The organism is Deltaproteobacteria bacterium, assembly GCA_019308905.1.
In the GTDB taxonomy this organism is placed as follows: domain Bacteria; phylum Desulfobacterota; class BSN033; order WVXP01; family WVXP01; genus JAFDHF01.
On sequence record JAFDHF010000082.1, the window covers coordinates 1 to 15,076 of the forward strand.

Annotated in this window: 17 protein-coding genes; 2 read left to right on the top strand and 15 right to left on the bottom strand. The window is 55.4% G+C overall.

All coding sequences use genetic code 11. The features are described from left to right. Positions 1-66: 66 nt before the first annotated feature. Both JRJ26_18530 and JRJ26_18535 read left to right on the top strand, forming a co-directional pair. Positions 67-645, top strand: coding sequence for a flavodoxin family protein (locus JRJ26_18530; GenBank protein ID MBW2059491.1), 579 nt, complete (start codon positions 67-69; stop codon positions 643-645). Between the two features lie 122 nt (positions 646-767). Next, entirely contained in the window at positions 768-1,775 is a 1,008-nt protein-coding gene (locus JRJ26_18535; protein ID MBW2059492.1) for a 3'(2'),5'-bisphosphate nucleotidase, read from the top strand. Positions 1,776-1,829: 54 nt separating this feature from the next. On the opposite strand, the gene JRJ26_18540 is transcribed toward JRJ26_18535, so the two are convergent. The 15 genes from JRJ26_18540 to JRJ26_18610 form a co-directional block, all read right to left on the bottom strand. Next, positions 1,830-3,086, bottom strand: coding sequence for an adenosylhomocysteinase (locus tag JRJ26_18540; GenBank protein MBW2059493.1), 1,257 nt, complete (start codon positions 3,084-3,086; stop codon positions 1,830-1,832). Between the two features lie 80 nt (positions 3,087-3,166). Beyond that, on the bottom strand, positions 3,167-4,333 hold the full coding sequence (locus JRJ26_18545) for a methionine adenosyltransferase (GenBank protein ID MBW2059494.1): 1,167 nt from the start codon (positions 4,331-4,333) through the stop codon (positions 3,167-3,169). Between the two features lie 50 nt (positions 4,334-4,383). Then, positions 4,384-6,186: a phosphoenolpyruvate--protein phosphotransferase gene (gene ptsP / locus JRJ26_18550; GenBank protein ID MBW2059495.1), complete on the bottom strand. Its 1,803-nt coding sequence runs from the start codon at positions 6,184-6,186 to the stop codon at positions 4,384-4,386. Between the two features lie 19 nt (positions 6,187-6,205). Then, complete coding sequence (locus JRJ26_18555) at positions 6,206-6,472, bottom strand: HPr family phosphocarrier protein (GenBank protein MBW2059496.1); 267 nt, start codon at positions 6,470-6,472, stop codon at positions 6,206-6,208. A gap of 2 nt (positions 6,473-6,474) precedes the next feature. Beyond that, positions 6,475-6,888 carry a PTS sugar transporter subunit IIA gene (locus tag JRJ26_18560; GenBank protein MBW2059497.1) on the bottom strand — a complete coding sequence of 138 codons (414 nt, stop codon included), beginning with the start codon at positions 6,886-6,888 and terminating at the stop codon, positions 6,475-6,477. Positions 6,889-6,991: 103 nt separating this feature from the next. Then, a complete protein-coding gene (rapZ, locus tag JRJ26_18565) occupies positions 6,992-7,870 on the bottom strand; it encodes an RNase adapter RapZ (GenBank protein MBW2059498.1) in 879 nt (292 codons plus the stop codon). Further along, complete coding sequence (gene hprK / locus JRJ26_18570; GenBank protein ID MBW2059499.1) at positions 7,867-8,832, bottom strand: HPr(Ser) kinase/phosphatase; 966 nt, start codon at positions 8,830-8,832, stop codon at positions 7,867-7,869. The genes rapZ and hprK overlap by 4 nt, the downstream gene beginning before the upstream one ends. A 27-nt stretch (positions 8,833-8,859) precedes the next feature. Next, the gene (locus tag JRJ26_18575; GenBank protein ID MBW2059500.1) at positions 8,860-9,321 is read right to left on the bottom strand and encodes a PTS sugar transporter subunit IIA; all 462 of its coding nucleotides are present in this window, start codon (positions 9,319-9,321) and stop codon (positions 8,860-8,862) included. A gap of 30 nt (positions 9,322-9,351) precedes the next feature. Further along, positions 9,352-9,897, bottom strand: coding sequence for a ribosome-associated translation inhibitor RaiA (gene raiA, locus JRJ26_18580; GenBank protein ID MBW2059501.1), 546 nt, complete (start codon positions 9,895-9,897; stop codon positions 9,352-9,354). Between the two features lie 190 nt (positions 9,898-10,087). After that, positions 10,088-11,536 carry an RNA polymerase factor sigma-54 gene (gene rpoN / locus JRJ26_18585; GenBank protein MBW2059502.1) on the bottom strand — a complete coding sequence of 483 codons (1,449 nt, stop codon included), beginning with the start codon at positions 11,534-11,536 and terminating at the stop codon, positions 10,088-10,090. A 29-nt stretch (positions 11,537-11,565) separates the two neighbouring features. Further along, on the bottom strand, positions 11,566-12,396 hold the full coding sequence (gene lptB / locus JRJ26_18590) for an LPS export ABC transporter ATP-binding protein (protein MBW2059503.1): 831 nt from the start codon (positions 12,394-12,396) through the stop codon (positions 11,566-11,568). 39 nt (positions 12,397-12,435) lie between these two features. Then, complete coding sequence (gene lptA / locus JRJ26_18595; GenBank protein ID MBW2059504.1) at positions 12,436-12,972, bottom strand: lipopolysaccharide transport periplasmic protein LptA; 537 nt, start codon at positions 12,970-12,972, stop codon at positions 12,436-12,438. 19 nt (positions 12,973-12,991) lie between these two features. After that, entirely contained in the window at positions 12,992-13,591 is a 600-nt protein-coding gene (lptC, locus tag JRJ26_18600) for an LPS export ABC transporter periplasmic protein LptC (protein MBW2059505.1), read from the bottom strand. Continuing rightward, entirely contained in the window at positions 13,558-14,046 is a 489-nt protein-coding gene (locus JRJ26_18605; protein ID MBW2059506.1) for an HAD-IIIA family hydrolase, read from the bottom strand. Before JRJ26_18605 ends, lptC begins: the two co-directional genes overlap by 34 nt. 108 nt (positions 14,047-14,154) lie before the next feature. Then, a partial coding sequence (locus tag JRJ26_18610) for a CTP synthase (GenBank protein ID MBW2059507.1) occupies positions 14,155-15,076 on the bottom strand: 922 nt, incomplete at its 5' end.

The following is a 15,076-nucleotide window of genomic DNA, read 5'->3' on the forward strand; positions in this document are numbered from 1 at the left end:
CTCCACACCTTGATCCCTGGGCCGGACAGGGGATATTATGAAGACAGGGCTTCAGGGAGACGGCCAATGGAGGTTCTCGGAGTATGTGGAAGCCCCCGAAGGGGGGGAAACAGTTCGCTCCTTCTGGAAGAGGCCCTGAGGGGGGCCCAAAGGGCCGGTGCGGCTGTGGAAAACCTCCTGCTGTCAGAGAAGACCATGTCACCATGTTTGGAGATCTATGGGTGCAAGAGGGATGGCGAGTGTGTTATCAAGGACGATTTTCAGGAGGTGGCAGGGAGAATCACCCGGGCAGACGCCCTTATTCTGGCCTCTCCCGTCTTTTTTTACTCGGTCAGCGCACATACCAAGATCCTTATCGACCGCTGTCAGTCCCTCTGGGTCAAGCGCCACCTTCTTCACCTGCCCATCTCTCCCGGACGGCCCCGCCGAAAAGGAGCATTTATCTCCGTGGGAGCCACCCGTGGCAAGCGACTCTTTGAGGGGGTCTTGCTTACGGTGCGCTATTTTTTTGACGCCATCGATGTCGAACTGGTCGACACGCTCCTGGTCAGGGGGGTAGACGAGAAAGGCGAAATCCTAGGCTATCCTGAAAAAATGCGGGCAGCCTACGATTTGGGAAAGAAGCTGGCCGAGCTGAATCCTTGAGACGAGTAAGCCGTGCGAACTTCAATTCTCACTTCATGATTTGAGCGGCCCGAAGGATTTGAACGATTTCGACGTCCATCCCGTCGGATTCGTCTGCCGGTCATGCTTTGGAGATCCATTCGATGAATCCAGGTTTCAAGAAAGAGATGGACATAGCCATCAGGGCGGTCATGGCTGCGTCGAGCCTATGCATCAAGGTCAGGACAGCTCTGATTGAGGGATCCACAATGACCAAGGGCGACAGAAGTCCGGTGACTGTCGCCGACTTCGGATCCCAGGCGCTCATCTGTAAGACCCTCAAGGAGGAGTTTCCCCATGATCCGGTTGTGGCCGAGGAGGATTCCCAGGAGCTCTTCAAACCCGAACACAGTGTGACCCTCGGGCAGGTTGTCCGGCATGTTCACGATTTTTTCCCCAAGGCTCCTCCGGGACAGATCTGCTCCTGGATCGATTGGGGTGGCCAGCAGCCAGGAGAGAGGTTCTGGACTCTTGATCCAATCGACGGCACCAAGGGGTTTCTCCGGGGAGACCAGTATGCAATCGCTCTCGCTCTGATCGAGAGCGGACACGTCCAGCTCGGTGTCCTTGGATGTCCCAATCTCCCCCTTGCAGGGAATCCAACCGGAGAAGAAAGGGGAACCCTCCTCGTCGCCCTCAAAGGCCGTGGGACGGTCGAGAGCGACCTGGCCGGTAGAAACCGGACGCGGGTGAGGGTTTCACCTGCAGCCACCCCGGTCCAGGCAAGGATAACCGAAAGCCTTGAATCCGCACATTCCGATCACGCCTCTCAGAGTCGCATCGCTCAAGAGCTGCGAATAGCCACTCCCGCCCTGCGGGTAGACAGCCAGGCCAAGTACGCCCTCCTGGCCAGAGGAGACGCCTCGATCTACTTGAGGCTCCCCTCTCCCGAAACACCTGATTACCGGGAAAAGATCTGGGATCATGCGGCTGGATCGATCATTGTGGAGGAAGCGGGAGGAAGGGTCACGGATATCTTTGGAAGACCTCTGGATTTTTCAACGGGAAAGAGGCTCGAAAAAAACAAGGGTATCGTCGCCACCAACGGGCTCCTCCATGCCACCGTCCTTCAAGCCGTCACGGCCGCGCTGAACCGGACCGCTCAGGGCTGAGCCTGCAATTCAGCAACCTTTGCCCCCCCCTTGTGCGACTCGCCCCCGAAACCTTCATGTGCCGGCCTCATAGTCGGTCAGATAGGCCCTCTGGTCCGAGGTGAGAGTATCGATTCGGACTCCCATGGTCTCCAGTTTCAGCCGGGCCACTTCTTCATCTTGGGCAGGGTCCACATCATAGACCTTGGGCTCCAGGCTGCTTCCCTCCCGGGCCAGCCTCATGAGGCCTAGGAACTGGTTGGCAAAAGACATATCCATCACCTCCGAAGGGTGGCCCTCAGCGCCGGCAAGATTTATCAACCGCCCTTTGGCAAGAAGGTAGATCCTCTTGCCGTTCTTGAGAGTATATTCCTCACAGTTTTTCCTTATCTCGCGCCGCGACACGGCCAGGGCTTCCAGATCCGGGATCCTGATCTCGCAATCATAGTGACCCGTGTTGCAGACGATGGCTCCGTCCTTCATCCTTTCAAAATGGTGCCCGACGATCACGTCTCGCATCCCGGTGGCTGTGACAAAGATATCGCCGATCGAAGCGGCCTCCTCCATCGCCATGACCCGGTGGCCATCGAGAAGAGCCTTGATCGCGGCCGTAGGGCTGACTTCGGTCACTATGGAGAGAGCCCCCATGCCTTTGGCCCGCATCGCGCATCCCCGGCCGCAATGCCCGTACCCGGCAGTGACGAAATTCTTTCCGGCCAGAAGTACGGAGGTGGTCCTCAAGATGCCGTCCAAGGAAGACTGACCGGTCCCGTAGACATTGTCGAAATCCCACTTTGTCTCTGTGTCGTTGACGGCCAAAATAGGGTACTTCAAAGCCCTGTCTTCGGCCATGGCCCTGAGCCGGTGCACACCTGTGGTGGTTTCCTCTGTCCCCCCCAGTATCTTTTCCGCCAGTTCAGGCTTGTGCTGATGCACGGTCATGATCAGGTCGGCTCCGTCATCGAGGGTCAGGGTGGGGCCGATCTCAAGCGTCCTGTCGATGCACCAGTAGAACTCCTCTTTGCTCATTCCGTGCCATGCGAAGATGGGGATCCCCTTCTCTGCGAGAGCTGCCGCCACGTCGTCCTGTGTGGAGAGGGGATTGCATCCACACCAGCTCACCTCTGCTCCGGCGGCTACCAGCGTCTCAACCAAGACGGCCGTCTCCTTTGTCACGTGGAGACAACCTGAGATTCTCATGCCCTTTAGGGGTCCTGCGGCCTCGTGTCTCTGCCTCAATGTCATGAGCAGGGGCATCCGCGACTCGGCCCACTCGATCTTCAACCTCCCTTGCGCGGCAAGACCGATATCCTTCACCTTGTAATCCACCATACCCTCCACCTCACAGAATCAACCCGCAATTACCGGCCCCATATATCCACTCCCCCGGCGGCGAGCCGATCCCTGTCTCGTCAGTCCAGTCCCGCGGCCTCCCGAAGCTCCTTGACCCGGTTCGTTCTCTCCCAGGTATAGTCAGGATCCTCCCATCCAAAGTGGCCGTAACAGGCGGTTTTCTTGTATATCGGCCTGAGAAGATCGAGATATTCGATGATCTGTTTTGGTCTCAGATCGAAGATCTCATTGACAATCGCTGCAATCCTGTCTGGGGGGATCTTCCAAGTCCCATTGGTATTGACCATAATCGAAACCGGCCTGGCAACCCCTATGGCGTATGCAACCTGGACTTCGGCACGGTCGCACAGACCCGCGGCCACGAGATTTTTCGCAATGTGCCTTGCCATGTAAGAGGCGCTCCTGTCGACCTTTGAGGGATCCTTGCCGGAAAAGCATCCGCCGCCGTGGCTCCCCTGGCCTCCGTATGTATCGTCGATGATCTTCCGGCCCGTCAGGCCGCAATCCCCCATGGGTCCGCCTACAACGAATCTGCCCGTCGAATTGATGTAGTATTTGGTCTTCGCGTCGAGGAGGTTTTCCGGGATCGCCTTCTTCACCACCTCTTCGATGATGCCTTCTCTCAGGGTCTCATACTTGACCGTGGCCGAATGCTGGGCGGCCACAACCACAGTATCGACCCTGGTTGGGGCTCCATCGATGTACTGGACCGTAACCTGAGACTTTCCGTCGGGTCTGAGGAAATCGAGTTCACCCCGCTTTCTGGCCGTAGCAAGCCTCTTGGTCAGTCTGTGAGCCAGCATGATCGGCATGGGCATCAGCTCGGGGGTCTCGTTGCAGGCAAAACCGAACATGAGCCCCTGATCACCCGCTCCCTGTTCATGGTCGTCCGTTTCGTTGACCCCCTGGGCGATATCCGGAGACTGTTGATCGATCGAGGTGATGACGGCACACGTCTCCCAGTCAAATCCCATGGCCGAATCCGTATAGCCGATACCCTTGATCGTCTCCCGAACGATCGCCGGCATGTCCACGTAGCACTTCGTAGTGATCTCTCCGGCAATAATCGCCATTCCAGTGGTCACCATGGTTTCACAGGCCACCCTGGCGTGGGGATCCTGGGCAATGATCCCATCCAGGACAGCATCGGAAATCTGGTCTGCCACCTTGTCCGGGTGACCCTCTGTCACCGATTCAGATGTAAATAGATAGTCCGTCATTCCCATCTAGATTCCTCCTCCACTCCGTTTCGGATAACCTCTCCGGGCGTGGCCGGTCACTGCAAGGGACCGGCAGGCCGCGGTGCTTCCTCTATCTCTCTAAAATCCTTTGGGAAACGCTTTGTCATGACACTTACCACGTGCTGTTCGATCTCGCTGCCGGAGGTCATCTGAGATATTTCCCTCACCAGTGCACGGGCCTCCTCCACCGTGGACATTCTCAGGATCTTCTTCACCCGTGGTATGGAGAGGGGGTTCATGCTGATCTCGTCCAGTCCCAGGCCGAGCAGGACCCAGAGATAGACGGGCTCGCCTGCCATTTCTCCGCAGATAGCGACTCTCAAACCTGCCTTATGCCCGGCTTCGACTACCTCCCTGACACATCGAAGTACTGCAGGATGGAGAGGCTCGTACAGATAAGAAACGTGCTCATTGACCCGATCCACGGCCAGGGTATACTGGATGAGGTCATTCGTCCCGATGCTGAAGAACTCCACCTCTCTAGCCAGCAGATCGGCGATCATACAGGCCGAAGGGATCTCGATCATGGCCCCTACAGGGATATTCTCGTCAAAGGGCACCCCTTGCCTGCGCAAATCGTCCATCACCTCGTGCAGAATAGCCTTTGCTTCTCGTACCTCCTGGATACCGGAAATCATGGGAAGCAGAATCCTCAGATGACCGTGGACGCTCGCCCGGAGGATCCCCCTCAACTGGGTCTTGAACAGATCCAACTCCTTGATGCAGAACCGGATCGCCCGCAGTCCCATGGCCGGGTTCATCTCCTTGATCGCCTCGCCGTGGTCGAGAAACTTATCCCCCCCGACATCGAGGGTCCGAATGGTCACTTCGTGGGGAAACACGGCCTCTGCCAACTTTCTATAGGTTTCGAAGTGTTCTTCCTCAGAGGGAAGGTCTTCCCGCCCGAAATAGAGCAGTTCCGTCCGGTAGAGGCCTACTCCCTCTGCACCCCTTTTCCTGGCTGATGCTATCTCTTCTGGGAGCTCGATGTTGGCCCCCACCGTTATCCGGTACCCATCCCGAGTCTCCGCAGGAAGACTGGTAAACTTCAGCAACTCCTTTTCGATGGACTTTATCTGCCTCTGTCGTTCCAGATAGTGCCTTGAGACCTCTTCCGTGGGATTGACGATTACTATGCCCGCGTCGCCGTCGACAATCAGCTGGTCCCCTCCGTTGATCTGGGCTGTGGAGCCGGCCGCCCCAACGACCGAGGGGATCCCCATCGATTTGGAAAGGATAGCCGCGTGTGAAACCGCTCCCCCGATATCCGTCACGAAACCGACCACGTTTTTCAGATTCAACTGGATCGTATCACCCGGAGAGAGGTCGTGGGCAACCACTACCACATCGCCCTTGATGCGATTGATGTCGTCGTGGGTATGGCCCACCAGGTTTCTGAAAATCCGTTGAGAAACGTACTTCAGGTCGTTCTTTCTTTCCCTGAGGTAAGGATCCTGGATGGTGTCGAAGACCCTGCTGAGGCGCTCGAGGATGATATCAAGAGCCCACTCGGCGTTTATCTTACGTTCCCTGATGGTTTCGATCGTCTCCTGGATGAGCATCTGGTCTTCGAGAATCATAAGATGGACGTCCAGGATAAAGGCATGCCTTCGGACCTCTTCATCCAGGATACCGTTCTTGATATCGAGCAGCTGTTCCTTGGACTGTTCGATAGACCTTTTGAAACGCTCTATCTCCCCCTCCACCTCGCTTTCAGGAATGGGTCTCTGGGGAAGCCGAACCTTGCTTCTATCGAGTAAAAAAGCACGCCCCGTCACGATTCCCGGTGAGGCTCCGATGCCTTTGATGAATTGATTTACCAGTTGCTGTTTGCCCATGTAGGTCCAATCCTCCAGCTCAATCCTCCCCGAATTTCCTATCTATCAACCGCCCGATGGCCCGGATTGCTTTCCGGGCATCCGGGCCTTCGGCCCTGATCTTCACCCTGGATCCGGCAGCGGCCGCAAGCATCATCACCCCCATTATGCTCTTGGCATCTGCCACCATACCGTCCTTCTCTATCGAAATCTCCGCGTTGTACCTGTTGGCCAGCCGAACCATCAACCCCGCCGCTCTCGCGTGCAGTCCGAGCCTGTTCTTGATCACAAAGGTCTGCTCTTCCATCGTTACTGTTGCTTCACGCCCTTTTTCAGAATCTCACTGGCAATATTGATGTTCCTCTGACCGTAGGACCTGATAAATTCGGCGAGTTCCCCCAGGGCCATGTCCCCCTCATAGGTCGAGAGCTTCAACAGCATGGGAAGGTTCACTCCGGTGACCACCTCAATGCGATTGTCCTGGAGAAAGGAGAAACTGATCGTCGAGGGTGTGCCGCCGAACATATCCGTTAAGATCAGGACGCCCGAGCCCTTGTCGACTTTCCGGATTCCTTCGCCTATCCGGTCTCGGATCTCGTCGGGGTCCGCTCTGGGATCTATACAGATCCCCTCAACCCCCTTGAGAGGCCCCACTATCAGTTCAGCCGCAGAGATCAGTTCTTCTGCCAACCGGCAATGGGTTACCACAACGACACCAACCATGATACGGTCTCTCCGATATCGGTTCTTCCTCGGGCCTCCCGGGCCGTCCGCATCCCGAAACGCGGACACCTACTCTCCCGCCGGCTAATACCTCCCTGCCTGTCTAGCCTTTTTCCAGATCCCGGTGTCGTATCACCAGCAGGGGACCCTCCCTCGCCAGAGCCTTGCCGAGGATAGCTCCCAGTTCGTTCACCACTACGACCGAGCGATGCCTGCCCCCGGTACAACCAATGGCAATGGTAAGGTAGGCCTTCCCTTCCTTTTCAAAAAGGGGAACGAGATATTCGATGAGATCACGAACCCTTGTGATAAACTCCCTTGTCTCGGGCCACCCCAAAACGTACCTGCGAACCTCCCCTTCCTCACCTGTCAGGTCTTTCAGGTGGTCTACAAAGAACGGATTTGCCAGGAACCTCACATCTAGAATGATATCAGCGTCATAGGGTATTCCGAAGCTGTAACCGAACGACATTAGAGTAATGGCCATCTTCCCCAGAGGATGTCCCATGAGAAAAAACCGCGTAATCGTCTCCTTGAGCTGGTGGACGTTTAGACCCGAGGTGTCGATCACCTTGTCCGACATGTTCCTGAGAACCATGAGCCGCTCCCGTTCCATCCGAATACCTTCCCGAACGGAGACACCCACGGCAAGGGGGTGGTGACGCCGGGTCTCTCTGTATCTTCTCACCAGGATTTCATCACTCGCCTCCAGGAAAACGACTTCCACCCCCAGCTTCTTGCGTTTCAGTTCTCCGATGACCTCCCCGGCACCTGCCATGAACTCCTCGCCACGGATATCGATCACCAGGCCCACTTTGGAGATTCCCCGTACCGATTGCCGGCAGAGTTCCAGAAACTTCGGGAAAAGCACGATGGGGAGATTGTCTACACAGTAAAACCCCATGTCCTCCAGTGCCTTGATGGCGGTGGTTTTTCCCGAGCCTGAAAGACCCGTGATGAGGACGACTCTGAGATCTCTCACTGCGCTTCGTTCCTGGTGGTTTTTCTCTTTCGCCGGCCGGCCATCTTTGCCAGGAGCTGTTTCTCGAACTCCCTGGCCGGATGATACCCCATTGCCTTCAGTATGTGGTTTCTTGCGGCAACCTCGACGATGGAAGCCACATTCCGTCCCGGAGTCACCGGTATCCTGACCAGAGGGAGATCGATCTCGAGAAGGCGGTACGATTCATCCTCAAACCCCAAGCGGTCGTAATCCCGAGAACTCTCCCATTCGATCAGTTCGACCACCACTTCGACCTTCTTCCGTTCCCTGATCGCCTCTACTCCGAAGAGCTTTGCAATACTGATAATCCCGAGCCCCCTGATCTCCATGTGATACTCGGCCGGATCGGTGCCGCACCCAAAAATCGCTCCAGGCGACGTCTTGTAGAGAAGGACCAGGTCGTCGGCAACGAAACGATGCCCTTTCAGAACCAGGTCCAGGGCACATTCGCTTTTCCCGATGCCGCTCCTCCCCACGATGAGCACCCCCACGCCGAAAACGTCTACCAAGACGCCGTGGATGGTGGTCCTAGCAGCCAGCTTGTCCTCTAGAAACCTGGTGATCCTTTCGATCAACTCCAGAGTGCCGAGTTCTGTCTGAAAAAGAGGAATCCTCTTCTTCTCGCTCTCCTGGATGAGGAGAGGAGGAATCTCCAGGTTTTTCGTGACGATGAAACAGGCGACTCTCAACCCGCAGATCTTTCTGATGATCTCATCTCTCCTTTCTGGAGGAAGCGTCGCCAGATAGGAGAGCTCCGTATTGCCGATAACCTGGACCCGGAAGGGCTGGACAAAACGGGTGTACCCTGCCACCGCCAACCCGAGTTTCTGGACCTGAGAAAGCCTGATCTTTTTTCTCAGCCCCTTGGCCCCTCCGACAAGCCGGAGCCTCAGGTCGTATTCACGGTCCTGATACAGATCTTCTCCGGAGACTCCGGGCATCAAAGAAGAACCTCCGCGGAAGGCACGTCAGTACTGGGCATCTTCTTCGGAAATGATCTGATAGAGTTGCTCTCTGGTCTCCGCCTCCATGAGCCGCTTCCTGAAGTTGGGGTCTTTGAGGAGCCTCGAGATCCTCGCCAACGCCTTCAGGTGGGTTCCTGCAGAGTTCTCCGGTGCCACCAGAAGAAAGAACAGATGGGTCGGCTTCTGGTCGATGGATTCGAAATCCACCCCCTGGCGGCTCCTGCCGAAGGAGGCGACCACCCCGTCGAGATCCCTGATCTTCCCATGGGGGATGGCAATACCGTCACCTATACCGGTACTCCCCAGTTTCTCCCGCTCCAGAAGGACCTCCACAACCTTCTTGAGATCGCGGAGTTTCCCCTGAGCAACAAGTACACCTGCCAGTTCTTCCAAGACCCCTCTTTTATCCTTTGACTGGAGATCAGGAATGAGCAAGTCTTTGTTCAAGATCTCAGAAATCTTCATGCCTTCTGCCTCCGAATCCCAGCACTCCGGCTATCGAACCTCAGACTCAATGAGCCCGTAATTCCCGTCCTTTCTCCGGTACACGACGTTCATCAACCCCGAATCAAGATCTGTAAAGACAAAGAAGTCGTCCTCCCCTGCATTGAGGCGAAGAATCGCTTCGTCAAGGGACATGGGTTTTGCCGAGTGTTCATCGCTTCTTATCACCCGTTTCTCTGCCCCGGCCGTAACACCTTCAGGGGACAAGATATTCATCCGGTACCGATGGCCCTGGGCATTGGAATTCGACCTTCTGGGCTTGGTCTTGCCTCGGCGCTTCAATATCTGTCTTTCCAGTTTTCCGACGAGCTTGTCGATGGCCGAATACATATCGTCGGTCTTCTCCGCTCCATTGATCGTGTAACCGTCACCCGTAATAGTGGCTTCGGCCATTGCCCTGAATTTCTCCATCGACAAGACGACCCGGGCCTCGACAGGCCGTTCCAGGTACTTCTTAAGCTTGAGAATCTTCTCCTTGGCATAACTCCTGACCGCATCATTGGCCTCGAAATGCCTGAAGGTCACAACTACCTGCATACCGCTCCTCCTCTAAAAGGTTTTAAACTACTTCCTTTTCCAACGGGTGTCAATGCATGATCCCGAGATATCCTTACTAAAACATTAGGGAAGTGGATAAATCAAGGTCTCAAGGGAGAAAGGAATCAGACAACTGGAGCTCCAGCGCCTCAGGTCGGAAGAATCTGAAAATCGAGCTCTTCGGCGTCGCTCAAAAGAGCCTCTTTCTCTCGTTTGAGGACAGGATCCTCAGTGACTCGCGATATTTGGCAACGGTCCTTCGCGCTATGTTGATGTTCATCCCCCGCAGCATATGGACAATCTTCTCGTCGCTGTACGGTTTTCTTGGATTCTCCTTGGCAATGATGTCTTTGATCAGGTTCTTCACACTCTCCGAAGCGAAATCCTCTCCTCGAAAGGAACTGATGCTGTTGTTGAAGAAGTATTTCAGCTCAAAAATGCCTTGAGGTGTATGGACGTATTTGTTGTTGGTGGCCCGGCTGATCGTCGACTCATGCATCTGTATGTCTTCGGCCACGTCTCTCAAAACCATCGGCCTCAGATAGTTCACGCCCTTGTCGAGAAATTCCCTCTGAAGAGAGACGATACTCTTCGTAACCCTATAGATGGTGCGCTGTCTCTGGTGAATGCTCTTCAGGAGCCACACCGCAGAGCGAAGCCTATCCTGAATGTATTTGCGGTCGCTTTCGGGTGTTCCGCTCCCTGCTTGGAGGATATTACGATAGGTGCTGTTGATTCTCAACCGGGGCATCTCTTCCTCGTTGAGAACCACCACGTACTCCCCCTCGATCTTGTAAACGAAAACGTCGGGAACTATGTTCTGGATCTCCTCACCGCTGTACTGACGGCCCGGCTTAGGCTCCAGTTCGGAGATGAGCCGGATCCCCTCCATAACCCGATTGAGGGACACCCCCAGCTTCTTTGCAATCTGCCCGTAGTTTCTACTCTTGAGACGGGGCATATGGTTCAACACGATCTCCCGGGCTATCGAGTCAGATTCTCCCAGGGCTTCAAGCTGAGCCAGGAGACATTCTCTGAGATCCCTGGCACCCACCCCGACGGGATCGAACATCCTGATCCGCTTCAAAACCTCCTCCACCTGCCCGGGATCACAGCCGAGATGTTCCGAGATCTCCTGATCAGAGATGTTCAGATACCCATTCTCGTCCAGATTGCCGATAATGAAACGGCCGATGTCCTGCTGTCTCTCGTCGAGATCGGACAGCCGGAGTTGCCACATCAGATGGTCCGTCAGATTTGTCTTTCGCGCCACGAAGTTTTCGAAGGACGGCCGATCTTCACTGTCGGCCGAGCCACGGTACGAGGAGACATTGAGGTTCTCGATATAACTCTCCCAGTCAAAATCGTCTTTCCCCTCGCCCTCGCCCTTGACCTCGAGGGTCGTCTCCTTGAGTAGCTCCTGATCCGATCCCTCCTGGCTGTCCCCGTCGTATTGGGATGAGTCGGTCTCTTCTGTAGGCTCGGCTTCTTCCAGCAGAGGATTCTCCTTCATCTCTTCCTGAATCAGATCGACCAGTTCCATCCGCGTCAGCTGAAGGAGTTTAATCGCCTGCTGGAGCTGAGGGGTAATCACCAACTGTTGAGCCAGCTTGACGGTCTGCTTGATCTCTAAGGCCATCGTCTCATCTCTCTGTCAAGAATCTCCGCTCAATTCCACCTCTCTCGTACCGATCCTGCAACCTTTGCCCGTTCCAGCCTGAAAGAATCACCCAGGTAAATCCTCCGGGCTTTCCGGCTCTTCGCAATCTCTTCGGGAGATCCGGACTCCAGAATTCTCCCTTGATTCAGGATATATGCTCTCTCGCAGATCCCCAGTGTTTCACGAACATTGTGATCGGTGATGATAACGCCGATCCCCTTTAACCTCAACTGAACGATGATCTTCTGTATGTCAGTGACGGCTATTGGATCGATGCCGGCAAAGGGTTCGTCCAGAAAGATGAAAAGCGGGTCAGTCACCAGGGCTCTCGTTATCTCCACCCTCCGCCTTTCACCGCCAGAAAGGGAGTACGCCTTGCGATTCCGGATAACACTCAATCCTAGTTCGCTTAGGAGAGACTCGAGCCTCTCTTCACGCTGGGATCTCCTAAGGGGAAGGGACTCCAGGATCGCCATGATATTCTCTTCCACAGTGAGCTTGCGAAAAACGGAGGATTCCTGGGGCAGATAACCAATCCCCTTCCTGGCTCTCATGTACATCGGCAGATCCGTGATATCCTCCCCGTTGAGAAGAACCCTACCAGCTTCTGGCCGGATCAGACCGATGACCATGTAAAAGATAGTCGTCTTGCCCGCACCGTTGGGTCCCAGAAGCCCGACCACCTCCCCAGCCCTGACTGAAAGACCTACCCCGTCAACGACCTTTCTCCTCCTAAAGGATTTGCTGAGGCCCTCGGCCAAGAAGACACCTCTTCCCCTGCCGGATCCGTCTGGTTCCCTATCCGCAGTTCGTGCTATGTCCAGATCTCCTCCTCCCATGTCTCCCCACTGTTCGGATGCGCCCGACTTCCCTTCGGATCAATCCGGAACCTTCCCTTTCTCTGGAACCAGAGTCACCCTGACCCGGCCGCCCTGTCCCCCTTCCACGACGCTCCGGTTTTCTCTGACAAAGTATATCACCCGCTGCCCCCTTATCTCGTTCTGTCCCTGTCGAATGACGGGATTTCCTTCGAGAACTATACGTTCCTGCGTCCGGTCATATACGGCCTTTTCACAAAATGCCCGCCGATCCATTTGGAGAATCTTGACATTCCCCTCTGCAACCAACCGTGTAATGTCGCTGTCAGTCTGGTTGAAATAGATAGTAAGGCTGTCGGAACGTATCTCCAGATCCTGCTGCCTTGCCACCACATCCTCATGGAATGTCGCCTTATGGGCCTTATGCTCCCACACAAGGGTCCCGGACGACACGGTGATGGGTTCGGTCCGAACCTTCAGATCGAGCCCTCCCGGCCCCTTTTCTTTCTGTTCGGCAAGCACCCACGGGCCCATCAAACCGAACGCAAGCCATCCGGCGAGAGTCAACCAACAAACCGTGCTTAACCCCTTTCCCATCGCCTTTACCTTGCCGCGGCTAGCCGGATTCGAGAGGAGACCCTTCGATGGAAGTCTCCACCTCCCTGAGAATAGAGATCGTCTCGTTTGCCAGTTCCATCCGGAGCCCTTTGCCCGAGATTCTGACACCTTTACCGTTTATCGTGACAGCTGACTCGGTGGTAATCTCCCGGCGGCTGTGGTCATACTGGAGAAAATCGGTCCGAAGGCGGAGGCCATCGCTTGAGGTGACCACCACATCGCCTTCGACCTCCATGTTTCTTGTCCTCTCGTCGATTCTAGCCCGATCCCCCCGCAGGGTGACCACGCGTCCGCCTTGGCCGTACATGGTCACCTGGAGATCTTCAAGAACCGTCTTGTTATCCTTTCTAAAGGACTCTGCCAACTTGGCTTCCAGCTCCCACTGGACGGTACCTTCCTTCTCTTCTGTCAGAAACAGGTTGCCCACCTTCAGGTCGCCCTTGATCTTGGGAATTCTTATACCCGTGCCGTGAAATCCTCCCTTTCCCCAATTAATGAAGAGGACGACCACTACGGTCACCGCCAAAGCGGCAACAGAGAGACCGATCAGGTTCCTGACCTTTTTCAACCCCGGTACCGTGCTGTCACCTCTTCCCATTTCCCCTGGGATTTGAGAATGATCTCAACGACCTCTCGCACAGCACCCCTGCCGCCGTCCTTCTGGGTAACATAGTCGGCAAAGGGCTTGATCTCTTCGACGGAATCTCCGACCACCACAGAGAAACCCACTCTCTTCAACAGGGGCAGGTCGACCAGGTCGTCTCCCACGTACCCTACCTCTTGATCCTCAACCCCGGCAGCCTCCAGGATCCGCCGATATTCCCCGACCTTTTCGTGGACATTCTGATAGACCTCTGAGATTCCCAATTCTTCTGCACGGCGCCTCGTTGCCGCCGATTCACGGCCTGACAGAAGAACCACCTCAACACCTGCCCGCATAAGCAGCTTCAAGCCGTGACCGTCTTTCTCATCGAAACACTTCGATTCCACGCCTCTGTCGTCAATCACGATCCTTCCGTCGGTGAGAACACCATCGACATCGAGTATGAGCATCCGAACCTTCTTCGCCTTTTGCCAGGCGTCATTATTGTCTATCGGGCTCTTTGAAGGCAATCTTTACCTCTTTCCCCTCCTTGCCCGGATTCAAACGATCCGGGTTCTTCAAATCCGCCTCTTCCTCCCTTTTCGGATCCCCGGATTCCCGAGAGTGGCCTTGACAAACTCGCGGAAAAGAGGGTGCGGATCCATGGGTCGAGACTTGAATTCCGGGTGAAACTGGCATCCCAGGAACCACGGGTGTCTGTCCTGGGGGACCTCGATGATCTCTACAAGATCGCCGTCAGGACAGATGCCGCTGAAAACCAGCCCCGCCTCAGCCAGCGGCTCTCTGTAGTTGTTGTTGAACTCATATCGGTGCCGGTGCCTTTCATGGATAAGCCTCTTGTTGTAAGCCTGGTGTGCGAGAGTACCGGGAACCAATCGACACGGACAGGATCCCAGCCTCATGGTCCCCCCCAGATCCGAATCAGCCGAACGCTTCTGGACCTGATTGTTCTGGTCGACCCATTCCGTGAGGAGGCTGATCACGGGATGGGGCGTATTCCTGTCGAATTCGGTGCTGTATGCCCCCTTCAGACCCACCACATTCACGGCAAACTCTATTACTGCAATTTGCATACCCAGACATATCCCAAAATAGGGAATCCTCTTCTCTCTGGCAAAACGGGCGGCCTTGATCTTGCCCTCGATGCCCCGGGTGCCAAACCCACCTGGCACCAAGACGCCTTTCATCCCTTTCAGAAGCGCTTCGGGGCCCTGCTTCTCCACGTCCTCGGAATCCACGTAAACGAGATTCACCTTACAGTCATTGGCGATCCCTCCATGAATCAGGGCCTCGTGAAGACTCTTGTACGAATCCTTCAGATGTGTGTATTTCCCGACAATGGCGATAGTCGTCGAATTTTTGGCGTTCCTGATCCGATTGACAATCCGCTGCCATCCCCGGAGATTCGGCTTGCGGGTCCAGATATTGAGGTGTTCAAATATTCTCTCGTCAAGTCCTTCGTGATGGAAGATGAGGGGC